The sequence below is a fragment of the Mucilaginibacter sp. SMC90 genome, assembly GCF_022811725.1.
Classification (GTDB): Bacteria; Bacteroidota; Bacteroidia; order Sphingobacteriales; family Sphingobacteriaceae; genus Mucilaginibacter.
Genome location: NZ_CP094527.1, coordinates 5,539,659 through 5,562,157, shown reverse-complemented (window position 1 = coordinate 5,562,157; position 22,499 = coordinate 5,539,659). Strand labels below are relative to the sequence as shown.

Sequence of the window (22,499 nt, the reverse complement as noted above, 5' to 3'; positions counted from 1 at the left end):
GGCTTAGAACTTAAGACTTTCTGCTTACAAGTGGATACACTCGCCGTAAGCTTCGGCAGCTGCTTCCATAACAGCTTCGCTCATGGTTGGGTGAGGGTGTACCGATTTGATGATCTCATGACCAGTAGCTTCCAGCTTGCGGGCGGTAACTACTTCGGCAATCAGTTCGGTAACGTTGTAGCCAATCATGTGAGCACCTAAAAACTCGCCGTATTTAGCATCAAATATCACTTTTACAAAGCCATCTTTAGCACCGGCAGCACTTGCTTTACCTGATGCCGAGAATGGGAATTTACCAACTTTAAGTTCGTAACCAGCTTCTTTAGCAGCTTTTTCGGTATAACCAACAGAAGCAACTTCAGGCGAGCAATAAGTACAGCCCGGAATGTTATTATAATCAAGCGGGTGAGGGTTTTGACCTGCAATTTTTTCAACGCAGATAATACCTTCGGCAGATGCAACGTGAGCAAGAGCCTGACCTTTAACGATATCGCCGATAGCGTAAACACCTTCAACGTTAGTACGGTAAAAATCGTCAACCAATACTTTACCACGATCAGTTTTTACACCGTTTTCTTCAAGGCCGATACCTTCAAGGTTGGTAGCGATACCTACTGCAGATAATACGATTTCTGCTTCCAGGGTCTCAGTGCCTGCAGCTGTTTTTACAGTTACTTTGCACAGGTCGCCGCTGGTATCAACCGCTTCAACATTTGAACTGGTCATGATGTTGATGCCTTGTTTTTTAAGAATACGGTTTAATGCTTTTGAAACATCTTCGTCCTCAAGCGGAACAATATTATCAAGATATTCAACAACGGTAACTTTAGTACCTATTGCATTGTAGAAGTAAGCAAACTCGATACCGATAGCACCAGATCCAACTACGATCATTGATTTTGGCTGCTGAGGCAATACCATAGCCTGACGGTAACCGATAACTTTTTTACCATCCTGTTTAAGGTTAGGTAACTCGCGCGAGCGGCCGCCTGTTGCTAATATGATGTGTTTGGCACTGTAGGTTTTGGCCGAACCATCAGCCGCTTTAACTTCTACAACGCCTTTACTTTTTAATTTACCAAAGCCAACAAGAACATCTATCTTGTTTTTCTTCATTAAAAATTGAACGCCTTTGCTCATGCCATCGGCAACGTTACGGCTTCTTTTAACAACTGAGGCAAAGTCAACTTCGCCGGCACCGTTAATTTTAATGCCATAATCGGTACTATGGTTAAGGTATTCAAAAACCTGGGCGCTTTTTAACAAAGCCTTGGTTGGGATACAACCCCAGTTCAAACAGATGCCGCCTAACGATTCTTTTTCGACAATAGCGGTTTTTAAACCAAGCTGGGAAGCGCGGATAGCAGCAACATAGCCACCCGGACCAGACCCAATAACAATTACATCGTAATCCATATTATTGATATACTTTAATTTCTTTTCAAAGGTAAATAAGCTGCGCGGATTTTTGTGGTTTTTCCGGAGGCCCCTATTTTTTCGAAGGCCAAATCTAAGTAAAAAGGGCTGAAACCAAAAATGTACCGCCGGTATATTAGCCCGCTCCTGGATATTTATATCTGCGCTGTGTCATAAAATATGTTCCGACAATTTAACCGTTGAATTTGCATATGATTTAAACCATATTATTTATCATATTTTCATTGTTTATGACCATAGTTTTATGGTTTTTGTATTTATGATGTAAAATGTTGATAAATATATAATGATTGTTAACGTTAACTTAACATTGGAAATCAGTTCATTATTTATCTTTGCGCCAATTAATTAAACGTATAATTAAAAAAAGCAATTTATGAGGAAGCATTACCTTCTTTTATTACTTCTCATTGGCTTTTCGTTCTTCACTGGAAAGAACGTATTAGCCCAGGGTGTAACCACCGCCAGCATTAACGGTACCGTTACCGATGCTAAAGGTGCTATACCCGGTGCAACCGTAACAATAACACACATGCCAACCGGTACTGTGTATTCAACAGTAACCCGTGCAGATGGTCGTTACAACATCCCTAACTTAAGGGTAGGTGGCCCTTACACTTTCAAAGTAACTTTTATTGGTTACGCAAATTTTGTTCAGGAAGGCATTAACCTTAACATTGGCCAGGATCAAAAACTTTCAGCCCAACTTGCCGACAACACCACTTCGTTGCAAGAGGTGACCGTAAAAGGAACTACCGGTAAAGTGATCAACTCTTCACGTACCGGTGCCCGTGAAACCATCAGCCGTCAGCAAATCGAAAACTTGCCAACTGTAGCACGTTCATTATCTGATTTCACAAAATTAACTCCTTCAGCTAATGGTTTGAGCTTTGGTGGTCGTAGCAGTTCATTCAACAATATTACTGTTGATGGTGCTTTGTTCAATAACTCATTTGGTTTATCAGGTACATTAGGTGGCCAGACAAGTTCACAGCCAATTTCATTAGATGCGATTGACCAAATCCAGGTTGATATTGCCCCTTATGACGTACGTCAGGGTAACTTTACCGGTGCCGGTGTAAACACTGTAGTAAAATCAGGTACCAACGAAGTTAAAGGTACTGCTTACTACTACGCTCGTGGTTCAAAATTACAAGGTTACCATGTTGGCCCAACTAATTTACCGGTAACGCCTGTTAATTACCATACTGATGGTGTTGCTGTAGGCGGTCCTATCATCAAAAACAAATTATTCTTATTCGTGTCTGGTGAGCAGGAAAGAATCACTCAACCACCTGCAACTGTTTATACAGCTGGTGGTAACGGTGCAAGCGGTGCAAACGTTTCGGCAGTACAAGCTTCAACACTTGATGCTATCAAAGCTAAATTGATTGGATTAGGTTATGATCCAGGTGCTTACCAAGGCTATAACTACAATACTTACAGTAATAAATTAACTGCAAAGCTTGATTGGAACATCGATAAAAACAACACTTTAAGTGCTAAATATTTTTATCTGAAATCATACAAAGATCAGCCTGCCAGTAACTCAGGTATCAGCAACAGCGATGGTAAAACTGCTGTTGGTTATGGTACCACCCGTGCTCCAGGTCCTAACACTTTACCTTTCTACGGTTCAGGTTATACCATCAATAACAACTTTAATATCGGTATCATCGAGTTAGATACCCGTATCAGCAACAGCCAGTCAAACAAATTAACTGTTGGCTATTCAGCACTAAGAGATTTCCGTAATTTCTTAGGTAAAGGTTTATTGCCAATGGTTGATATCGGTAACGGTACAAATGCTGCTGATGGTACTCAAATTACTGGTGCAACTGCAACAGCAACCAGCTTTGGTTCTGAATTGTACACTGCCGGCAACTTGTTGAGTACAAACATCTGGCAATTTGCTGATGATTACACCATTTACGCAGGTAAACATGAGTTCACTATAGGTACCAGCAACCAGATCCAGAGCTACGTAAACGGTTTTGCTCCTGATTACAATGGTTTATATACTTACAACTCAGCTTCTGACTTTTTAAATGGTAATGCTGCTGCTGCTTATACATTACGTTACTCTGCAGTTGGTAATGATATTCCTTATGCTAAAATTAAGGCATCTATCTACAGCGTATATGTACAGGATAAATTCCATGTAACTGATAATTTCAGGTTAACTTACGGCTTAAGGGCTGATTATGATTCGTTCCCTACTTCTTTAGCTGCAAATGATAACGCCGCTAACGTAACTTTTCAAGGTGGTACCCATGTGGATGTTTCTAAATTGCCAAAAAACAGGGTTCAGTTATCACCTCGTGTAGGTTTTAACTGGGATGTTAAAGGTGATCAGTCAACTCAGATCCGCGGTGGTTCGGGCTTGTTCACAGGTTCTGTTCCATTTGTATGGATCTCAAACCAGGCTTCAAATAATGGTTTGTTATTTGGTACAAAAACTATTACAAAAGCTAACGATCCAACCAATCCAGCTTTGATATTCAACAAAGATGTTGATGCAAACCGTCCTAAAAATGCAGCTGCTAATACTTCTTACGAGCTTGACGTTGCTGATCCAAACTTAAAATACCCAAAAATCTGGAGAACAAACTTAGCTGTTGATCAGAAATTGCCAGGTGGTATCATTGGTACAATTGAAGGTGCATACACTAAAGATATCCGCGCTATCTATCACCAAAACCTTGTTTTGTCTGATGGCTTTACCACTATGCCAGGTACCGAAGGACAAATTCGTTACACTTCAAAAAATACAACAGCCCCAACTGCAACTAACCCAACAAATGCAACAAATCCTAATATTTCAGGATTGTATTACATGAAGAATACTAATAAAGGTTTCTCATACTTCATCACCGGTCAGTTACAGAAAAGCTTCACTAACGGTTTTGCTGCAAGTGTAGCTTATACTTACACCAAATCTAAAGACGTTAATGACGGTGGCTCAACTGCCAGCACTATCTGGAGCTCAAGGTATGTTGCCGGTAACCCAAATGCTGATAACCTTTCAAATAGCTCATACGTGCAGCCAAACCGTATCATTGCTACAGTATCTTACCGTAAACAATACGCTAAAAACTTAGCTACTACAGTTGGTTTAGTATTTGAAGCTGCTAACAGCGGTGCTATTTCTTACATCACCAGTAACGACCCTAACAATGACGGTGCTACTAACGACTTGATGTATATCCCGAAAAATCAAGGCGATATATTACTTGTTCCTGGTGCTGCTTCAGCTAACGGTACAGTTGATAACCGTACTCCGGCTCAAATCTGGAATCAATTAAATGCTTTCATTAACCAGGATAGCTACCTGAGCGCACACAGAGGTCAGTACGCTCAAAGGAACGGTACTATTTTGCCTACTTACAAAAGACTTGACTTACACTTTGCTCAAGACTTCATGATCCAGGCTGGTAAAACCAAAAATACACTTGAGTTCACTTTTGATGTGATCAACTTCACTAACTTATTGAATCGTAACTGGGGTTTATATCAAACTTCATACAGCGGTTTCAACAACGGTGCAACTACTGTGTTACGATATGCCGGTCCAGATGCTACAACTGGCCGTCCTACTTATTCATTCCCTTATCTTGATGCAAATAACCAAATTCCGGTTACTAAATCATTCCAGAATGATATCAGTACTCTTTCTCGCTTCCAGGCGCAGATTGGTGTAAGGTATATCTTCAACTAAGAATACTTATAACTAAAGTATATTTAAGAAGTCCCGGCCAAATGGCCGGGACTTTTTTGTTTTTGGATGTTGATATTTCATATCTTTCCATGCTTAATAAGCATCTCTGTATTTTAAAACTATTTGAACAGCCTATGAGCAGCTGTTTAAAATTAGCAGATATCGTTTACAGGCAGATAAAATTTAATTGCTGTTGGTTTCAATTAACGGAATAATGAGTAACGATAAGAGGGCTTCGGCTCAAATCAACTTGAATGATTAGACCGTAGCCCGGGATTTTTAGCTTTTTTACCTTTAATGTGAACCCAAGGCAATGAATATTTTGCATTTTAAACAGCCTCCGGGAATCGGAGTGGGTATGCTATATAATTACCTATCTGTTAAGCCTTGTAAGTTTTGAATAGTTTATCCCAGATATTGGTATAAAAGCCGAAATTATGATTGATATCAAGATGGTGACGGTGATGAAATGAAGAGGTTCCAAGGTATCTGAATGGAAATAGTTTTCTTATTGCTGCCGGCACTGGTTCAATACCCAGGTGCCCGGTTACACCAAAAAATACATTGACGGTAAGGTATATGATCACAGCATAGAAATTAAAGCTGTACAACATCAGCATAATGATCCAAAGCGCACCAAAACTAACAGTTTCAAATGGATGAAGTACAAACAGATCAATAGGGATGGGATCTGCATAGTGATGGTGAAATTTGTGTACCACTTTATATACCGCCGAGTGATGGATCAGGTAATGGAAAACGAACATAGCGAGGTCCATTAACAGAAAAAGCAGTATGAAATCACGAAGAATGGTCCAGTTTGTTTCAAAGGTAAGCTGCAGATACTTGTGCTTAAAGAGCCAATACCCGGCGTAGGTGATAGCCGTATTGATGATATTGGTAAGCAGGCAGATTAATATCTCGGTACTGCTGGCCGGTTTTATTGGCTTCTTATTCAGCTTTAATATTAGCCAGCCAAATAGTAGTGCTAAGGCTGTAACAAGCAGGTTTTCGGCTAAAAATATCACCCATAAGTTTAACGATGATAATGTAGCCAAAAACCTGAGCATATGCGTTACATGATGTTTTTATTCGTATTCAAATACCCCGAATTCGGATGTTACGGTTACTTTTTTAGTATCTGCTTTTTCAACACGGCCTATGATCTGTGCGTCGACACCAAAGCTCTTTGATATGCTGATCAGTTCGGCGGCAATGGCTTCTGGTACGTAAAGTTCCATGCGGTGGCCCATGTTAAATACTTTATACATTTCCTGCCAGCTGGTTTTTGATTCTTCATGAATGAGTTTAAACAGTGGCGGAACCGGGAACAGGTTGTCTTTAATAATATGCAGGCCTTCAACAAAGTGAAGCACTTTAGTTTGTGCGCCGCCGCTGCAATGCACCATGCCGTGTACCTGACTGCGGTAACCATCCAAAATTTGTTTGATGATGGGAGCGTAGGTACGGGTTGCGCTTAAAACAAGCTTGCCGGCGGTTACAGTTTGGCCATTGCCTATCTCTATCGCGTCGGTAAGGTTTTTACTTCCCGAAAAAATCAGATCGTAAGGAATAGCTGCGTCATAGCTTTCAGGAAACTTTTCGGCTATGGTTTTATTGAACACATCATGACGGGCTGATGTAAGGCCGTTTGAGCCCATGCCGCCGTTGTATTCTTTTTCGTAAGTTGCTTGTCCGTATGATGCAAGGCCAACAATAACATCACCAGGCTGGATGCGGTGATTTGATATCACATCTTCGCGTTTCATGAGGCAGGTAACTGTCGAATCGACAATGATGGTGCGTACCAGGTCGCCCACATCGGCAGTTTCGCCGCCAGTTGAGTAGATACCGATGCCGGCCTCTCTAAGTTCTGCCAAAATTTCTTCCGTGCCGTTAATGATAGCCGCAATAACTTCGCCGGGGATCAGGTTCTTGTTACGTCCTATGGTTGATGACAGCAAGATGTTATCTGTTGCGCCAACGCAAAGAAGGTCATCAAGGTTCATGATAATGGCATCCTGTGCTATGCCGCGCCATACCGAAATATCGCCCGTTTCTTTCCAGTAAGTATAAGCGAGCGATGATTTAGTACCGGCACCATCGGCATGCATAATGTTGCAATACTCCGGGTTGCCAGTTAAAATATCGGGTACTATTTTGCAAAATGCTTTAGGGAAAATGCCTTTGTCAATGTTTTTTATGGCATTATGAACGTCATCTTTGGAGGCTGATACGCCACGCTGATCATATCTTTGCGAAGAAATCATGGGCAAATATAAGGTTATTGAGCTTAATTTCCTTAATAGGGTGTTATTCCATACACAACCAATTATGGATATCATATGGTTCATTCAAATTGCTCAAAATTGTGTTTCTTTGCAAGAAAACAGACTGGTTTGTATCATCAGGCTGTTTTAACGGGTTAAATTCAAAAACAATTCGCGCTGATAACTCTTCATCACAGGATTGGTAGTATGTACTTCTTATGTTAAAAACGCTTTCTTACAAAATAAACCACTGGCGACTGAAGCGTAACAGCCAGCGCAATTTTTTAATTTATTGCAGCGTTTTTGTAGGTTTTGCTGGCGGACTGGCTGCCGTAGCCCTTAAATTTTTAGTGCATTTGATGGAAGAGCTAAGCCGAAACATCGCTTCGCACCTTTATTATCACATAGCGTATGTGTTTTTACCGGCACTTGGTATTTTTTTTACAGTTGCCTATCAGCATTTAATAAACCGCGATAAAATTGAAAGGGGGATAGGCAAAATCCTTATTAATATCAAAAAGAACCGCTCAAATATCAAAGCCAATAACATTTATTCGCACCTGATAACAAGTTCCCTAACGGTAGGTTTCGGAGGCTCGGCAGGATTGGAGGCACCAATTGTTTGCACCGGCACCGCCATAGGCTCAAACCTGGGCAAGTTTTTTAGGCTTACACCTTATGAAAAAACAGTGTTGTTAGCAGCGGGATCTTCGGCAGGAATAGCGGCTGTATTTAATAGTCCTATAGCCGGTGTTTTATTTTCACTTGAGATATTGATAGGCGAAATCACTATTCCAACTTTTATACCGTTATTAATAGCCTCGGCTACAGGTGTAGTGGTTTCAAAGGCATTATACTCGGGGCAATTGTTTCACCTCGTTACCGAAGGTTGGGTAATGAATGCTTTGCCCTTTTATGTAGCACTTGGCGTACTGAGCGGATGGATAGCTATTTACATAGCCAAAGTAGGTGGTAAACTTGAAAGCGGCATATTCAAAAAGCAGAACCGGTACGTACGGGCAATTGGAGGCGGCGTGGTATTAGGATTGATCATTGCCATATTTCCTCAGTTGTTTGGTGAGGGGTATCATTACCTTACCGAAATTTTAAACGGTAATATCGATGTATTAAAAGAGGAAAGCTTTTTTGCCAACTGGTTGTCCGAACCGCTTGTGATGCTATTGTTTATCGCGGCACTTGTATTTACAAAAATCATTGCCGCAGGTATTACAATTGGCTCGGGCGGTAATGGCGGTACATTTGCGCCCACAGTATTTACAGGCGCTTTTTTGGGGTTGTTTGTGGCTTATGGTGTTAATCAAACCGGGCTTATACATTTAAATACGGTCAACTTTATTGCCGTGGGTATGGCGGGGGCTCTGGCTGGTGTAATGCATGCGCCGCTTACGGCTATATTCCTGATAGCCGAAATTACGGGCGGATACGTATTGTTTATCCCGCTCATGATCGTATCGGCTATATCTTACATTATATCGCGCTATTCGTCGCCCCATAATATGTACTGGAGCCATCTGATACATGAAAACAATATACACCCCGGCCAGGATTATGGTATGTTGAACGCTATAACACTTGATAGTGTTATCAACCGCAAATATACCGCTGTTGATAAATCAATGACGGTAGTTGATTTTTACAAGGTATTAGCTAAAACCGATGCTAATATCTTCCCCGTGCTGAAAGATGACGGCCGACTGGAGGGGGTGGTGCTGGTAGATGATATCCGCCGAAGGTTGTTTAACAAGGAGATAGCTGATAACCAGATAGCAGATATAATGATAGAACCCCCAACGGTAATTGACTATGAGCAGCCTGTTAGCAGTGTAATGGATACCTTTGATGCTATTGATGTATGGCAGTTGCCGGTAGTAAAAGATGAGGTTTTTATTGGTTTTATATCCAAATCGGCGCTATTATCCAAATATCGCGCTGTGATCATTGAACAGCACAAGGCGAGTGATCTGTTTGCGTAAGCATTAATTTTTACGAATTGATATCAGCACTAATTTTCACGAATTGAATCGAATTTCGCGAATTGCCTTGCCTGGTTACGGGAATTAAAATGGTTAATTTTACACCGACAGATTAAGGTTGTGTGTTTGAAATATAAACGAATTGCCACAAAATTTATCGAACTATAATTAGTGTAATTCGATAAAATTCGTGACAATTCGTGTTAATATCTTATTTAATAAATAACAGCTCCCTGAACTTAGGTAGCGGCCATAGGCTATCATCAACCAGTTGCTCCAGTTTGTCAACGTGATAGCGGATTGGCTGGAAGAACGATTTTACATTTTCATCATAATCAATAGCACGCTGACGGAGGTCTTCAATTACATTAGCCTTTTTGCGTTCATTAACCATTTGTTCGGTATTGGTTTTAATGAAGTTCACATGCTCAGAGATCCTGTTGATGATATCAAGCTGCGAGGCATAAGTTGATTTATCTAAGCCAATATCTTTTAAACCCTTTACATTCTCAATCAGTTTGCTTTGATAGGTTATTGCCGCCGGTATAATCACATTCATAACAAGTTCGCCAATTACACGGGCTTCTATCTGTAATTTTTTGTAGAAGGCGTCAAGTAGGATCTCGTGGCGTGCATGGGCTTCACGTACGGTGAATACACCGCTTTCTGCAAACAGGTTTTCTGATTTGTCGCTTAGTAAAGCGTCCAGTGCTTTTGGCGTGGTTTTAATATTTGGTAAACCCCTTACGGCTGCTTCTTTTTCCCATTCCTCACTGTAGCCATTTCCTTCAAAGCGGATATTTTTTGATTCTTTGATGTACTTTTTAATTACCATTAATAAAGCAAGGTCCTTTTTCTCACCTTTTTTCATCAGTTTATCTACATCATATTTGAATTTTTTAAGCTGATCGGCAACGATGAGGTTAAGAATGGTCATAGGGCTGGCCGAATTGGCTGACGAGCCTACTGCACGTAACTCAAACTTATTGCCGGTAAAAGCAAAAGGCGAGGTACGGTTACGGTCGGTATTATCAGGCAATATTTGCGGGATCTTTGGAATACCCTGCCATAACAAATTTTCTTCCTTGATTTTTTTGCTGATGCGCGATGTTTCTATTTCATCAAGTACGTCATTAAGCTGGCTGCCCAAAAATATAGATATGATAGCCGGAGGGGCTTCGTTAGCACCCAAACGGTGATCATTATTAACTGATGCTATAGATGCTCTTAACAAATCTGCATGCTCATGTACGGCTTTAATGGTGTTTACAAAAAAGGTAAGGAACATGAGGTTGTTTTTAGGCGTTTTGCCCGGCGAAAGCAGGTTTTTGCCTGTATTGGTTATCAGCGACCAATTGTTATGCTTGCCCGAACCATTAAGTCCTGCGTATGGCTTTTCGTGAAGCAACACCTTAAAGTTATGGCGTTTGGCAACGCGGTCCATCAAATCCATCAACAACTGGTTATGGTCGATAGCGAGATTGATCTCTTCATATATAGGTGCGCACTCAAATTGCGACGGTGCAACCTCGTTGTGACGGGTTTTAAGCGGAATCCCTAATTGCAGCGCTTCGGCTTCCATATCCTGCATGTAGGCGTAAACACGCTCAGGTATCGAACCAAAGTAATGGTCTTCCAGTTGCTGGTTTTTGGCCGACATGTGGCCGAATAGCGTGCGCCCGGTTAAATAAAGATCCGGACGTGCATTAAACAAGGCAAGGTCAACCAAAAAGTATTCCTGCTCAATGCCTAACGAGGCGTTTACTTTTTCAATGCCTTTGTCAAAATAATGACAAACATCAACTGCGGCTTTGTCAAGCACATTTAATGCCTTTAATAAAGGTACTTTATAATCAAGCGCCTCGCCGGTGTATGATACGAATACCGTAGGGATACATAGTGTACGCGCCATTAAAAAGGCAGGCGAAGAGGGGTCCCAGGCGGTATAGCCGCGGGCCTCAAAAGTATTGCGGATACCGCCGCTCGGGAAACTTGATGCATCGGGCTCCTGTTGTGCCAGGGCATCGCCCGAAAAACGTTCAATGGCACCGCCATCTGCGGTAGGTTCAAAAAACGCATCATGCTTTTCGGCAGTGGTGCCAGTAAGCGGCTGAAACCAGTGTGTATAATGAGTTGCACCTTTACCCAAAGCCCAGGCCTTCATTGCCGAAGCGATCTGTTCTGCCAGGTCGCGTGGAATTGGTTCGCCTTTTTCAATTGAATTCACTATTCCCTGATAGGCCTCAGATGAAAGGTATTCTTTCATCTTTTTGTTATCAAAAACATTCGATCCAAAATAGTCGGAGATTTTTGGAGAAGGCGGTTTTACTTCAGGGATAGTTCTTGAAAGTACATCCTGTAAGGCTTTAAAACGAATATTGGACATATTTTATGAGGTTTAAATAAAGGTTAGTTTTCAAAATTATAACTATCCTTTAAAATATCGGGCAAAATTAAACGAAATATAACATACCACCTAATGATTAAAAAACGGAAGGAATTTGCAGGAAGGGTCATGTTTTTTCGATTTTTTTCGGCGAAACAGGTAAAAAGCTCATTTTTTAATGGTTTTAATTTGGTTTTTTGATTTAAAACTCAATAAATGGCTATTTGAATTGAAAAATATTGGATATTGTTAATTTTTTAATGATAAAAATGAATCTGAATTGAAATTGTAATTTTAAAATAGGTAAAAAATGATGTTTTTATAGCTTTGTTTTTATGATTTTAATAATTTTTTAATTTTTTATCATTAATTTACCATTAATAATTTGTTATTGTTAAGAATACTACCTAATTTCATGAAATAATTTACAAAAACATTAAAATTATTGACTGTTTTATGAAAAATGCGAATAATTGTAATGGATGGTGGGGAAAAATTGAAGTAAAGTGTTTTTGTAAAGCCTAAAAAAGCAATCAAACTAAATTTATATACAACAATCAAACTAATTAATTTTTAAAAAACAATCAAACTAAATTAAACGATGAAAGTAGGTTCTACAAAACACAACTTCCTAAGTTCAGTCCGACAGCTGACACGTGAAAAATGGGCGCTGGGTGCTACCATTTTTACAGGGAAAATGATTGGCTTATTGCTGGTTTTTGCCGCAATGATGGTTTTGCCAGGTATGTTCGGTACAAAAGCTAATGCTGCCGAAACTTATACTGCCCATGAAACAGCGTTAATTAACACGGTTAATACTGTTTGGACACTGGTTGCTGCCTTTTTAGTATTTGGTATGCAGGCGGGTTTCGTTATGCTCGAAGCTGGTTTTGCCCGTAAACGCGAAACTGTAAACGTGCTGATGGAGTGTATTTTTGATACTTGTCTTTGTGGTTTGCTATTTTACGCCATAGGTTACGCCTTTATGTTTGGCAGTGGTAATGGCTTTATTGGCTGGGGTGCCGACGGTAAAAATTGGTTCTTCCTTCAAAACACTCCTGAAACTTACGGTTCAACCGGTATACCTGTATTGGCACACTGGATTTTCCAGTACGCTTTTGCTGATACCTGTTCAACTATTGTATCAGGTGCAATGATTGGCCGTACCAGTTTCCGTGGCGATATTCTTTACAGTATCGGTATTACCGGCTTTATCTATCCTATCATCGGTCACTGGGCTTGGGGCCCGGATGGTTTCCTTGCTACAATGGGAACTTCAGGTGTCTTTAAATCAATAAGCGCTCAGCCTTTCCGTGACTTTGCAGGTTCAACAGTAGTGCACACTATTGGTGGTGTTGCTTCGCTTGCAGGTGCAATGGTGTTGGGGCCGCGCCTGGGCCGCATTTTTGCCCGCGATGATAAAGAAAAGGGTGGTTTGCCTGCGGGTCATAACTTATTGGTTGCTGCTGTAGGTGGTTTTTTACTTTGGTTTGGTTGGTATGGTTTCAATCCGGGTTCAACATTGTCTGCAATGGATATGCAGGGTATCGGTCGTGTTGCGGCTAATACAACGCTTGCTGCCTGTGCGGGTGGTTTCACGGCAATGCTTGCTGCCTTATGGTTTGGCCCAACAAAAGGCAAATTTGATTTAGCCTTTACTATTAATGGTTTTCTTGCTGGTTTAGTTGCCATTACCTGTCCTTGTTACTGGGTTAGCCCGCTTGGTTCAATAGCGTTAGGTGCTATCTCTGGTGTTATCATTTTCGGCGGTGTTTACCTGATCGAGTGGTTCCGTATTGATGATCCGGTTGGTGCAGTATCTGTACACGGTTTCAACGGTATCTGGGGTACACTTTCTTTAGGCTTGTTTGCTTCTGGTCAGTATGGTGCTACAGGCCCAACTGGTGCTGATAACTCGGCTCCTGTAACAGGTTTGTTTTATGGTGGTGGCTTTGATGTATTAAAAGCTCAATTGATCGGTAGCTTAACCATTACGCTTGCGGTATTTGTAGTTGCTTATGCTATGATGTTTGTGATCAATAAGTTAGGTCATCCGTGGAAATTGCGTATCGAAGAACACGGTGAAACAGGTACCGGTGGTATCGATGTGTTTGATCACGGTATCGAAGTTTATCCCGTTCAGGATGATGAGATCAGCTTAAGTGGCCTTTTTGATAAAGGTACCAAAGTGGTTTCTGAAGTGTGATGGATATGCAGGCTTAATAGCTTAAGCTAAAATATTGATGCCTTGTGCGGTTGGGGAGTGGTAGTGCTAAGTCGGTAGTACTGAGTTTGAAGTCAGAAGTTCACTTTTTTTGACTTAGAACTAAAAACTGATGACTTAAAACTTTAAATGAACGTTGCCAACCGTACAGGGATTTTTTATGCCGGTACATAAATGATCCTTTTAATTGCAAGGTGTTGGTAATCAGTGTGTAGTAATATAATTCCCAATAAAAACAACAATTAACAAAATAGTTTATCAATTCACAATTAAATCGTTATCATGAAAAAAGTATTTCTACTCTTCTCATTTTTTTCAATTGCGGCCTTTACGGTAAAGGCTCAGGACACGGTTAAAACCACGTCTGATGCCCCTCTGGTTATCTACGGTTCGGTAGATACCTACTATAAATATGACTTCTCTGATAAGGGTTCTCAGATTCCTACCAGTTTTGCGAGCGATCATAATTCAGTGTCAATCGGTATGATTGATCTGGGTTTGAAGAAAAAGGTAGGTAAGGCTGCATTTGTTGGTGAACTTTCGTTTGGCCCGCGCGGTCAGGCTCAGTCAATACCAAATGGTCCTAATGGTGATTCATTTCACATTCAGAATTTGTATGTGTCATATGATCTTACCGATAAGTTAAACCTGACTGGTGGTTATATGGCCACATTTATAGGTTACGAAGTTATTAGCCCGGTGGGTAACTTTAACTACTCAACTTCTTATCTTTTCACTAACGGTCCGTTCCAGAATCCTGGTGTTAAATTAACTTACGCGTTTAGTGATAAAGTAAGCTTAATGGCCGGTATATTTAACGATACCTGGAATAATTATACATCAACACATAAGGTAAATACCTTCGGGTCGCAGTTGTTTGTATCTCCTGTAAAAGGGTGGACTGCTTATCTGAACCTTGCTACCGGTAAGGAGTCTGGCACTGAAGTTGATTTGACAACTGCTTACCAGGTTACTGATGCTTTTAAATTAGGTTTAAACGGTGCAACCTATTCTGCTCCAAATGATGGTGGTGGTTTTAGTGGGGTGGCTTTATATCCTCAGTTGGCGGTATCAAAAACAGTTACATTGGGTTTAAGAGGTGAGTATTTTAAAACTAAAAAAGGTGAACTGGAAACCTTCGGTCCTCCTCCGGGGCAAAATGTTAAAGCGTTTACGCTTACTGCAAATATTAAATCAGGACCTCTTACCTTTATTCCTGAAATCAGGTTAGATCATGGCTCGTCTACTTCATTCATTAACCACTCTGGCGATCCTTCGAAATCAGCCGGTCAGTTTGCTGTAGCTGCTGTATACGCATTCTAAAAAAAAAGTTTATATTGACCCTGCTTTTTATCATGAGCCGTTCCGGAATTATCCGGAGCGGCTTTTATATTTGTTTTATGAAAAAGATACTAACAGGCATTGTTGCTCTCCTTTTTTCATCGGGGGCCTTTGCGCAAAAAGATTCGCTGGCTTTTGATGAGCATAATAAGTATATCTATTATAAAACGGCGGAGCAGCCAGGCGCTGTAGCTGATACTCTTTATGACAGGGGATTGTATTTTTTGAAAAAAGCTTATCCGGTAAAAGTGCTTAAATTAGTTAAGGCTGATAAGGATGGCAATGCACTTTCAGGTGCCGGTGCTTTTGTGATAGGCAAAAAAGGTTTGTTGGGTAACAGCGAAGGTGGTGAAATGGCTTACAAGATCAGGGTTGAGGTAAAGGATGGTAAGTATCGCTATTGGTTAACTGATTTTGTTTATCAGCCATATCAGCGTAATCGTTATGGTAATGCCGAGATTATGCATGGAAAAGACGTAGCGCTTGAAAAAGCAGCTGAAAAACTATCCAAAGCTGATTTTAATGCCTGTTTAAACCAGGTGGTAATCGGCAGCAAGCATGTGGGTGATAATTTGAAAGCTTATATGCTTAAGACCTCATCGCTTGAAAAGCATGATGTTAAAAAGGTGAAAAGGGTATCTACTAAAGAGTGGTAGTTTTTCTGAGGTTGCAGTTGTACGTTTACAGTGAACAGTAAGCGCCTGCCGAATAAAAGGTTTTTAATAAAAGAGCCGCACCTTGTAAAAGGTGCGGCTTATTTTTTATGTTGTTAATTGAGTTTAATCAGTTGTGGGGAGGGGTTATAGTTCTTCGTCGTGCTGGCTGATATCCAAACCTGCAAGTTCTTCTTCTGGGGTTACACGCAGTGTGCTGATCATGTCGGTGATCTTTAATAAAATGAATGAACCGATGAAAGCAAAGGCAGATACGCCAATTAATGTAATTAAGTGAACGATGAAAAGGTGTGTTTCGCCATAATATAAACCGTTGCCGGTTGTGTTGCCTGCGTTAACATTCTGGTGTGCGAATACGCCTGTCAAGAGCATGCCGACCATGCCGCCTACGCCATGGCAAGGGAATACGTCAAGCGTATCATCAATGCTGGTTTTTGTTCTCCAGATCACAACCAGGTTACTCACTACGGCTGCTACAATACCAATGATCAATGAATGGGGGATAGTTACAAAGCCTGCGGCAGGGGTGATAGCTACGAGGCCTACAACTGCACCAATACAGGCGCCTAATACACCAGGTTTTTTACCGCGAAGGATATCAAAGAACATCCAGGCCATGGCCGCTGCAGCTGATGCTGTGGTGGTGGTAGCTAAAGCGGTTGCTGCTAAAGTGCCTGAGCCTAATGCCGAGCCTGCGTTGAAGCCAAACCAGCCAAACCATAATAGGCCTGTGCCTAATAACACGTAGCTGATACGGGCGGGATTGTGTGAGGTTTCGTTACGGCCTTTTAAATATATGGCCGATGCTAAGGCTGCCCAGCCTGCGCTCATGTGTACTACGGTGCCGCCGGCAAAATCAAGTACGCCTTTTCCGAAAAGGAAACCTTTTGGGTGCCAGGTAGCGTGAGCTAACGGAGCGTATATAAAGATCATGAACAGGCAAAGGAAAATCACGTACGAGTTAAAGCGGATCCTTTCGGCAAATGCGCCGGTGATAAGGGCTGGGGTAATAACCGCGAATTTTAACTGGAACATGGCGAATAATACCAGCGGGATGGTTGGGGCAAGTTCCCAGGTGGCATTGCCTAATGTACCTTTCATCATAAAGAAAGTGCTGGGATTGCCGATAAAGCCGCCAAACTCATCTTCGCCGAAGGCAAGGCTAAAGCCAAATATTACCCATATAACGGTAATTACGCCCATGCAGACAAAGCTTTGCAACATGGTTGATAGTACGTTTTTTTTGCTCACCATACCGCCATAAAAAAATGCCAGGCCAGGGGTCATGATCAATACAAGGGCGGTACTTACTAATAGCCAGGCAGTATCGCCCGAGTCAATTTTGCTGTCTTTAACGGTTGTAAGGGTAACTGAAGGGTATATAAGGGCTAATACTATTACAATTAAAAGTATGCCAAAGGGTATGAATTTTTTCATGTTTTGGGTTTAAGGGAGGAAAAAATGAAGGTTTGAATAATACTGCCCGGTATCCAATCAAAATACCGGACAGTATTAAAACTAAATTTTTTTAAAAAACAATAATCCCGCATGCTTAATCAGGGCATGTGGGTTGGTTTTGTTTTTTAGCCTACCAAAAGTCATGAAACGGAAAAAGGATGAGTTTGCGGAATTGAGATAATTTGCTTGTATCCAGTCCGCAGTTAAAATCGTGATGCTTAAATCTAACTAAGTAGCTGCCGGGGGCAGCTACAAATCCTTGTATATAATGTGCGCCCCGGTGTTGTTGAACATTAATGACGGGCGCAGGTATGTTATTTAATGTAAACTCTAAATTAAATGGCTTGTGATGCGGTATTGTTGCAGATACCGTGGTTTTTTTTATGTTTTTATGGTAATAATGATATAATCCACCCTTTGCTGATGCTTTTAAGCCGCTAAAGAGTAAAAAAAATAAGGCAATAAGTTTGTAAAGCCTGTTTACCATATCTAAAAATAATAAAAAAATAAAATAATTGTATATTTTTTTGAAATATTTTAAGTTTTTGTTGATTTAAATGTAAAAAATAGGTTTAAATGATGTTTTTTATGATTGATTTTTATTTTAAACCGAATAAAATGGCTTTTTTAATGAAAATTTTTTATGTGTTTGTGTAATTTGATGTTTTTGCGGGTTGATGAAAAATTCATGAAAATTTCCGCGAAATTATTTTGAATTATTTTCATGTTTTGCAAAATATAATATAAGTATATTCGTTATTAATAAAATTTAATTCTGAAACTATGCTTATCACCAAATTTGATTTGTACAAAGCCGAGTGGCTCGACCTTGTATTTGACCACCGTAACAAAAATTATGGTGCTTATGAATTACGCAGCACTTATTCAAAAACGTTAACCAGGGCTATGGCTATGGCGTTTGGTGCGGTAGCTGTTTTATCAATTGCTACGATCATTTTTAAGGCAAAACCGAAGCATGAAAACCTGGTTAATATGACTGCGGTTGACCTCACCACAGTGATACCGCCGCCACCTAAAAAGGAAGATAAAGTGGTAGAGCCTCAGAAAACTAAGCCCGCAGAACCCATTAAAGCGGCAGCGCCAACGCCTACCATTAAATACACAACGCCTCATGTTGTGCCCGCAGATGTGGCAACTGAGCCGCCAACTATTGCTGATCTTAATAAAAATGCAGTAGGATCAGAAACTATCAAGGGCGACGGGCCGCCTGAGCAAGCACTTGGTACAAAAGATCAGGGGCCGGCAGGTCCTCCGGTAACGGAAGATAATGGCATCCATACGCTGGGTGATCCGCTGGAAGTTATGCCTGAGCCTGTTGGCGGAGCCGCCGCCTGGGCTAAGTTTTTGCAGAAAAATTTGCGTTTTCCACCCGCTGCACAGGATGCCGGTGTTTCGGGCAGGGTGTTTATGAGTTTTATTATTGAAAAGGATGGTACGCTATCAAATATCAAGGTAGACCGCGTAGCAGGCTATGGTTTTGATGAAGAGGCAACCCGGGTATTGAAGCTGGCCAAAGCCTGGAAACCAGGCGTACAGAACGGCCAGAATGTACGTGTCAGGTACAGTATCCCAATAAGCTTTCAGTTATCAAACGGAGAATAGGTAATAATGTGGTGTTGTGTTTTTAATTAATGTGTAGTTGATAATTGTTAGCTGTGTACGGGCCCCGCGTTAGCGGGGCCTTTTTTACTTCTTACTATCCGTCATGCCTCTTAATATCTCGTTATATAAAGATTGTGCTGTAACTATTGCCGAATATTTTCCACTTTCGGTTATTACTATAAATGGTTCTTCGTTAGTGAATAAAGCGTTTGTTTGCTGTTCGTTATTCCAGTTTTTATCTATTTGTTTTTTTATCAATATCGGTTTAAATACTTCATCCAGATGAACGATGCTGATATGTTTTGCCCCACCTGTGTTTTCAATGGTTTCGCCAAGTTCGTGTTGTAAAAGCTGCTCGGTCAGTAATTCATTAGGCAAACCGTTGGTTGTTGAAAACGCCATCCAGCTATGGTTTAGTGCAAGTGCGCCTTGCATCCAGGGTGGGGCGGCAGGAATTGCGTAATAATTGTTATTGGGAGGTGCCGGCTGTAACGGGCCTAACAGCGCCCACTGTGAAGCAGCCGAACGGGCGGCATAAAAGCTTTTTAAATATCGTTCATCTTCTTTTAGCAGTTGTTCCAGCAGGTCGGTGGGCCGTGCCCAGCCTAAATAGGTTTGTTCCCTTGCTTCAACGGTTGCGGTAAAAACAATTTTGTCGGGTTTTTTAAGACGGCTGGCACCGGCCAGTAAAACTAATAACCTGGTTTCCCACCAGGCATGGCCGTCTTCAAGGTCAATCACTGCAACGCCCGAAGAAGTAGCAGCCCGCAGCGTTTCAAGAATATTGGAAGTGCCGCTGTCGGCAACATATTGTCCCCGTACCCCGATATTGGCTGGTACTGTAAACCCAGAATTTGATAGTTGCTGTATTTTTGAAAAATCTATCTTCAGGTCGCCGTAGCCTATGCTGCCCCCGCGCTCAATAACTACATTTAAAATGGCAAGGACAATTGGGAGCAGGCTAAGAATAAAAATGCCTATCAAAATTGTGTTATTGGATGATTCGGTTGGCCAGCCGGTATATGTTCGAAGCAAACTGGTGATAAGTAGTAATACTAATAAAACAACAACGGCAGTGATGATACTAACCTTTGGTGTAAATGGCCAGAAACTGTGCTCATTTGTTTTCATTTATTTGTCTTCAATAATGGTATTAATTATGGTAAGGGTGCACTTATATGTTGCTAATGGCCGGTTACGGGCATATTGTTAGCTGATGTGGCAATGGTATGATCCGGACGACTTAAAAATCGTTATAAACTAATGTAAAACAATGCGTTAAAACACGGTTTGTACATGCGGTTTTTACGTGAGCGCATGTGATTAAGCAAAAAACGGAAGCTTATAAAGCCCCGGTAACCAAAAGTTATTTACGCACCGTGGCTCTGAAATTATGCAGGTGTCAGTAAAAAAGAATAATGTTTTACAGTAAAATGGTAATCATTGATTACTACTTTATTTATCTTAGCCGTTATGAATAGGGCAATAGCAGATAAACAACTAAAAGCATTTGAGGGCTTACAGGATAGAAACTGGCAGCGGCTGATTTTTAATTTGAGAAAACATCTGGATAACTGGGCCCATAATAATATCAAGCCTTATTGGGGGCAAATGAAAATCTCGTACATGCCGGTGATCTGTAATATAACGGTTGATGGCATCACTATGACCGAGCTATCAAGGTTGGCCATGATCTCAAAACAAAATATGAGCCGTACTATTCGCGAGCTGGAAGATAATGGTATGATTACCAGTGTAGCCAACAGTAACGATAAAAGAAGTGACATATTGAAGCTAACCGATAGCGGGATGCAATTTTTATTGGAAGCAAACCGGGATGTATTTAACCTAAGCAATATGTATAAAAACCTGGTTGGCGAAAAAGACCTTGAAACAGCCGTAAATGTTTTGAACAGGATCATCGAGTTTCACGAAAACTTTGGCGACGGTAATGAAGAGCATATCGAGGGTTAATTAAAGGGATACCGGTGCAACTATTAGGAATTATAAAATTGGTGGATAAACTGATCAGCAATCGCAAACGCACATGCCACATATGCCCTCATTTTTAGCATATGCAAACGAAGAATGAGTTCCCCAATCATCCGAAAACTATTTTGCGGCTATTTTTTTATCATATTCAGCTTGCAGCTCGTCTATTGCATCATAATAACTCTTTTTATCAGCAAAAACCAATGGATCATAAGGGCTGCCTTGCTTATGCTTGCCTGTTAGGTCAAATTGGACGCCATGAGACGCTAACCAGATATCAAATTTTAAATGCTTCATTGCTTTCAATGTATAAGCATAGTCTTCAGCAATGTTAGGGTAAGCAGGTATATCCGTAAACTTTTTATCGGTAACGATGGTAGGCATATTAGCGATCAAAACCCTGTAGCTTCGTTCATTATCTTTTACATCAAACAAATAGCTGCATGAACCTTTTGTGTGGCCCGGATGGTGAAGTATCGTTAGTTTCATGTTGCCTAATTTAATCTGATCGCCGTTATGTAAAATACGGTCAACCTTTACCGGTTTGAATACACACACATCTCCCTTAAGGTCGTAATCAGAAATGCCGCCGTCGGCTACAACCGCAGCGTCACCTTCATCTACCATCATTTTGGCTTTTGTCAGGTTCTTTATTGCCGCCATCGCCCCCATATGATCAAAGTGGGCCTGGGTTGTCAGCAAAATTTTTGTGTCTGAAATATCAAACCCCAGCGTCTTGATATTTGCTATAATTTGTGACTCGGACGATGCCAGCCCTGTATTGATAAGGATATTACCGCTGGAAGTTGTGATGAGATAACAACCCAGGTCGGCCGTGCCTACATAATAAAGGTTCCCCGCTATTTGAAAAGGTGGAAACGGCTGAATCCATTCGGGACGCTTTTCTGCAGATGGTTCAACCACTCTCTGCGCCTCAACAATTAAAGCGTTACAGAAAAAGAATAACAGAAAAAGCGTTCGTTTCATTTTTATTGATCTTTAAAGGACAAAGAAATCATTTTATTTTATCAGGGGGTGTGTTAAAATAATATTTCCTTTTGTTGACTGCCGCTGTAATTCAATTCAATGTGCTTAAAAAGTCGCAGGGCCGGGAGTGCCCGCTCGCGTAGCAACATCAAAAGGTAAGCGTGGATGCCATGGCAGTAACTTAAGGTGAAAAACGCTTCAAAAGCGAGGGAATGTGCGATTCCCCTCTCGAGAGGGGTGGAGGGGTGTGTTATTCTACGTGCGGCTTTATCGCTGTATAACACACCCCTGCTGCCACTCGTTCCTCCGCGCCCCTCTCGAGAGGGGATTTTTAAAACTCTTGTTCAACTGATCCCTTAAGTTAACGGCTATGGCGGAGACGCTTATATGAGCAA

General features: G+C 41.1%; 14 protein-coding genes. 7 read left to right on the top strand and 7 right to left on the bottom strand.

All coding sequences use genetic code 11. The annotated features are described in order from the left end of the window. Positions 1-24: 24 nt before the first annotated feature. On the bottom strand, positions 25-1,416 hold the full coding sequence (gene lpdA, locus MTO98_RS23025) for a dihydrolipoyl dehydrogenase (RefSeq protein WP_243481331.1): 1,392 nt from the start codon (positions 1,414-1,416) through the stop codon (positions 25-27). A 397-nt stretch (positions 1,417-1,813) separates the two neighbouring features. Between lpdA and MTO98_RS23020 the strand changes: the two genes are divergently transcribed. After that, positions 1,814-5,155, top strand: a complete 3,342-nt coding sequence (locus MTO98_RS23020; protein WP_243481330.1) for a TonB-dependent receptor — start codon at positions 1,814-1,816, stop codon at positions 5,153-5,155. A gap of 380 nt (positions 5,156-5,535) precedes the next feature. Here the strand turns inward: MTO98_RS23020 and MTO98_RS23015 are convergent, their stop codons facing one another. Together MTO98_RS23015 and MTO98_RS23010 are read right to left on the bottom strand one after the other, a co-directional pair. Further along, positions 5,536-6,225 (bottom strand): sterol desaturase family protein, encoded by a 690-nt coding sequence (locus MTO98_RS23015; protein ID WP_243481329.1) that lies wholly within the window; start codon positions 6,223-6,225, stop codon positions 5,536-5,538. A gap of 18 nt (positions 6,226-6,243) precedes the next feature. Then, entirely contained in the window at positions 6,244-7,425 is a 1,182-nt protein-coding gene (locus tag MTO98_RS23010) for an AIR synthase related protein (protein WP_243481328.1), read from the bottom strand. Between the two features lie 218 nt (positions 7,426-7,643). Between MTO98_RS23010 and MTO98_RS23005 the strand changes: the two genes are divergently transcribed. Next, positions 7,644-9,419 (top strand): chloride channel protein, encoded by a 1,776-nt coding sequence (locus tag MTO98_RS23005; RefSeq protein WP_243481327.1) that lies wholly within the window; start codon positions 7,644-7,646, stop codon positions 9,417-9,419. Positions 9,420-9,630: 211 nt separating this feature from the next. Here MTO98_RS23005 and MTO98_RS23000 read toward each other — a convergent pair whose 3' ends face one another. Then, positions 9,631-11,805 carry a glutamine synthetase III gene (locus MTO98_RS23000; RefSeq protein ID WP_243481326.1) on the bottom strand — a complete coding sequence of 725 codons (2,175 nt, stop codon included), beginning with the start codon at positions 11,803-11,805 and terminating at the stop codon, positions 9,631-9,633. Positions 11,806-12,406: 601 nt separating this feature from the next. Between MTO98_RS23000 and MTO98_RS22995 the strand changes: the two genes are divergently transcribed. The 3 genes from MTO98_RS22995 to MTO98_RS22985 all read left to right on the top strand — a co-directional run bounded on the left by MTO98_RS22995 (position 12,407) and on the right by MTO98_RS22985 (position 16,026). Then, a complete protein-coding gene (locus MTO98_RS22995; protein WP_243481325.1) occupies positions 12,407-14,011 on the top strand; it encodes an ammonium transporter in 1,605 nt (534 codons plus the stop codon). Positions 14,012-14,311: 300 nt separating this feature from the next. Then, complete coding sequence (locus tag MTO98_RS22990; RefSeq protein WP_243481324.1) at positions 14,312-15,352, top strand: porin; 1,041 nt, start codon at positions 14,312-14,314, stop codon at positions 15,350-15,352. A gap of 77 nt (positions 15,353-15,429) precedes the next feature. Continuing rightward, the gene (locus tag MTO98_RS22985) at positions 15,430-16,026 is read left to right on the top strand and encodes a DUF4468 domain-containing protein (protein ID WP_243481323.1); all 597 of its coding nucleotides are present in this window, start codon (positions 15,430-15,432) and stop codon (positions 16,024-16,026) included. Positions 16,027-16,170: 144 nt separating this feature from the next. Here the strand turns inward: MTO98_RS22985 and MTO98_RS22980 are convergent, their stop codons facing one another. Continuing rightward, a complete protein-coding gene (locus MTO98_RS22980; protein ID WP_243481322.1) occupies positions 16,171-17,481 on the bottom strand; it encodes an ammonium transporter in 1,311 nt (436 codons plus the stop codon). Between the two features lie 804 nt (positions 17,482-18,285). On the opposite strand from MTO98_RS22980, the gene MTO98_RS22975 reads away from it, so the two are divergent. Beyond that, on the top strand, positions 18,286-19,125 hold the full coding sequence (locus MTO98_RS22975; RefSeq protein ID WP_243481321.1) for an energy transducer TonB: 840 nt from the start codon (positions 18,286-18,288) through the stop codon (positions 19,123-19,125). An 84-nt stretch (positions 19,126-19,209) separates the two neighbouring features. Here MTO98_RS22975 and MTO98_RS22970 read toward each other — a convergent pair whose 3' ends face one another. Beyond that, entirely contained in the window at positions 19,210-20,256 is a 1,047-nt protein-coding gene (locus MTO98_RS22970; protein WP_243481320.1) for a hypothetical protein, read from the bottom strand. Between the two features lie 342 nt (positions 20,257-20,598). Between MTO98_RS22970 and MTO98_RS22965 the strand changes: the two genes are divergently transcribed. Beyond that, positions 20,599-21,099, top strand: a complete 501-nt coding sequence (locus MTO98_RS22965; RefSeq protein ID WP_243481319.1) for a MarR family winged helix-turn-helix transcriptional regulator — start codon at positions 20,599-20,601, stop codon at positions 21,097-21,099. Between the two features lie 138 nt (positions 21,100-21,237). Here MTO98_RS22965 and bla read toward each other — a convergent pair whose 3' ends face one another. After that, complete coding sequence (bla, locus tag MTO98_RS22960; protein WP_243481318.1) at positions 21,238-22,104, bottom strand: subclass B3 metallo-beta-lactamase; 867 nt, start codon at positions 22,102-22,104, stop codon at positions 21,238-21,240. Positions 22,105-22,499: the final 395 nt, after the last annotated feature.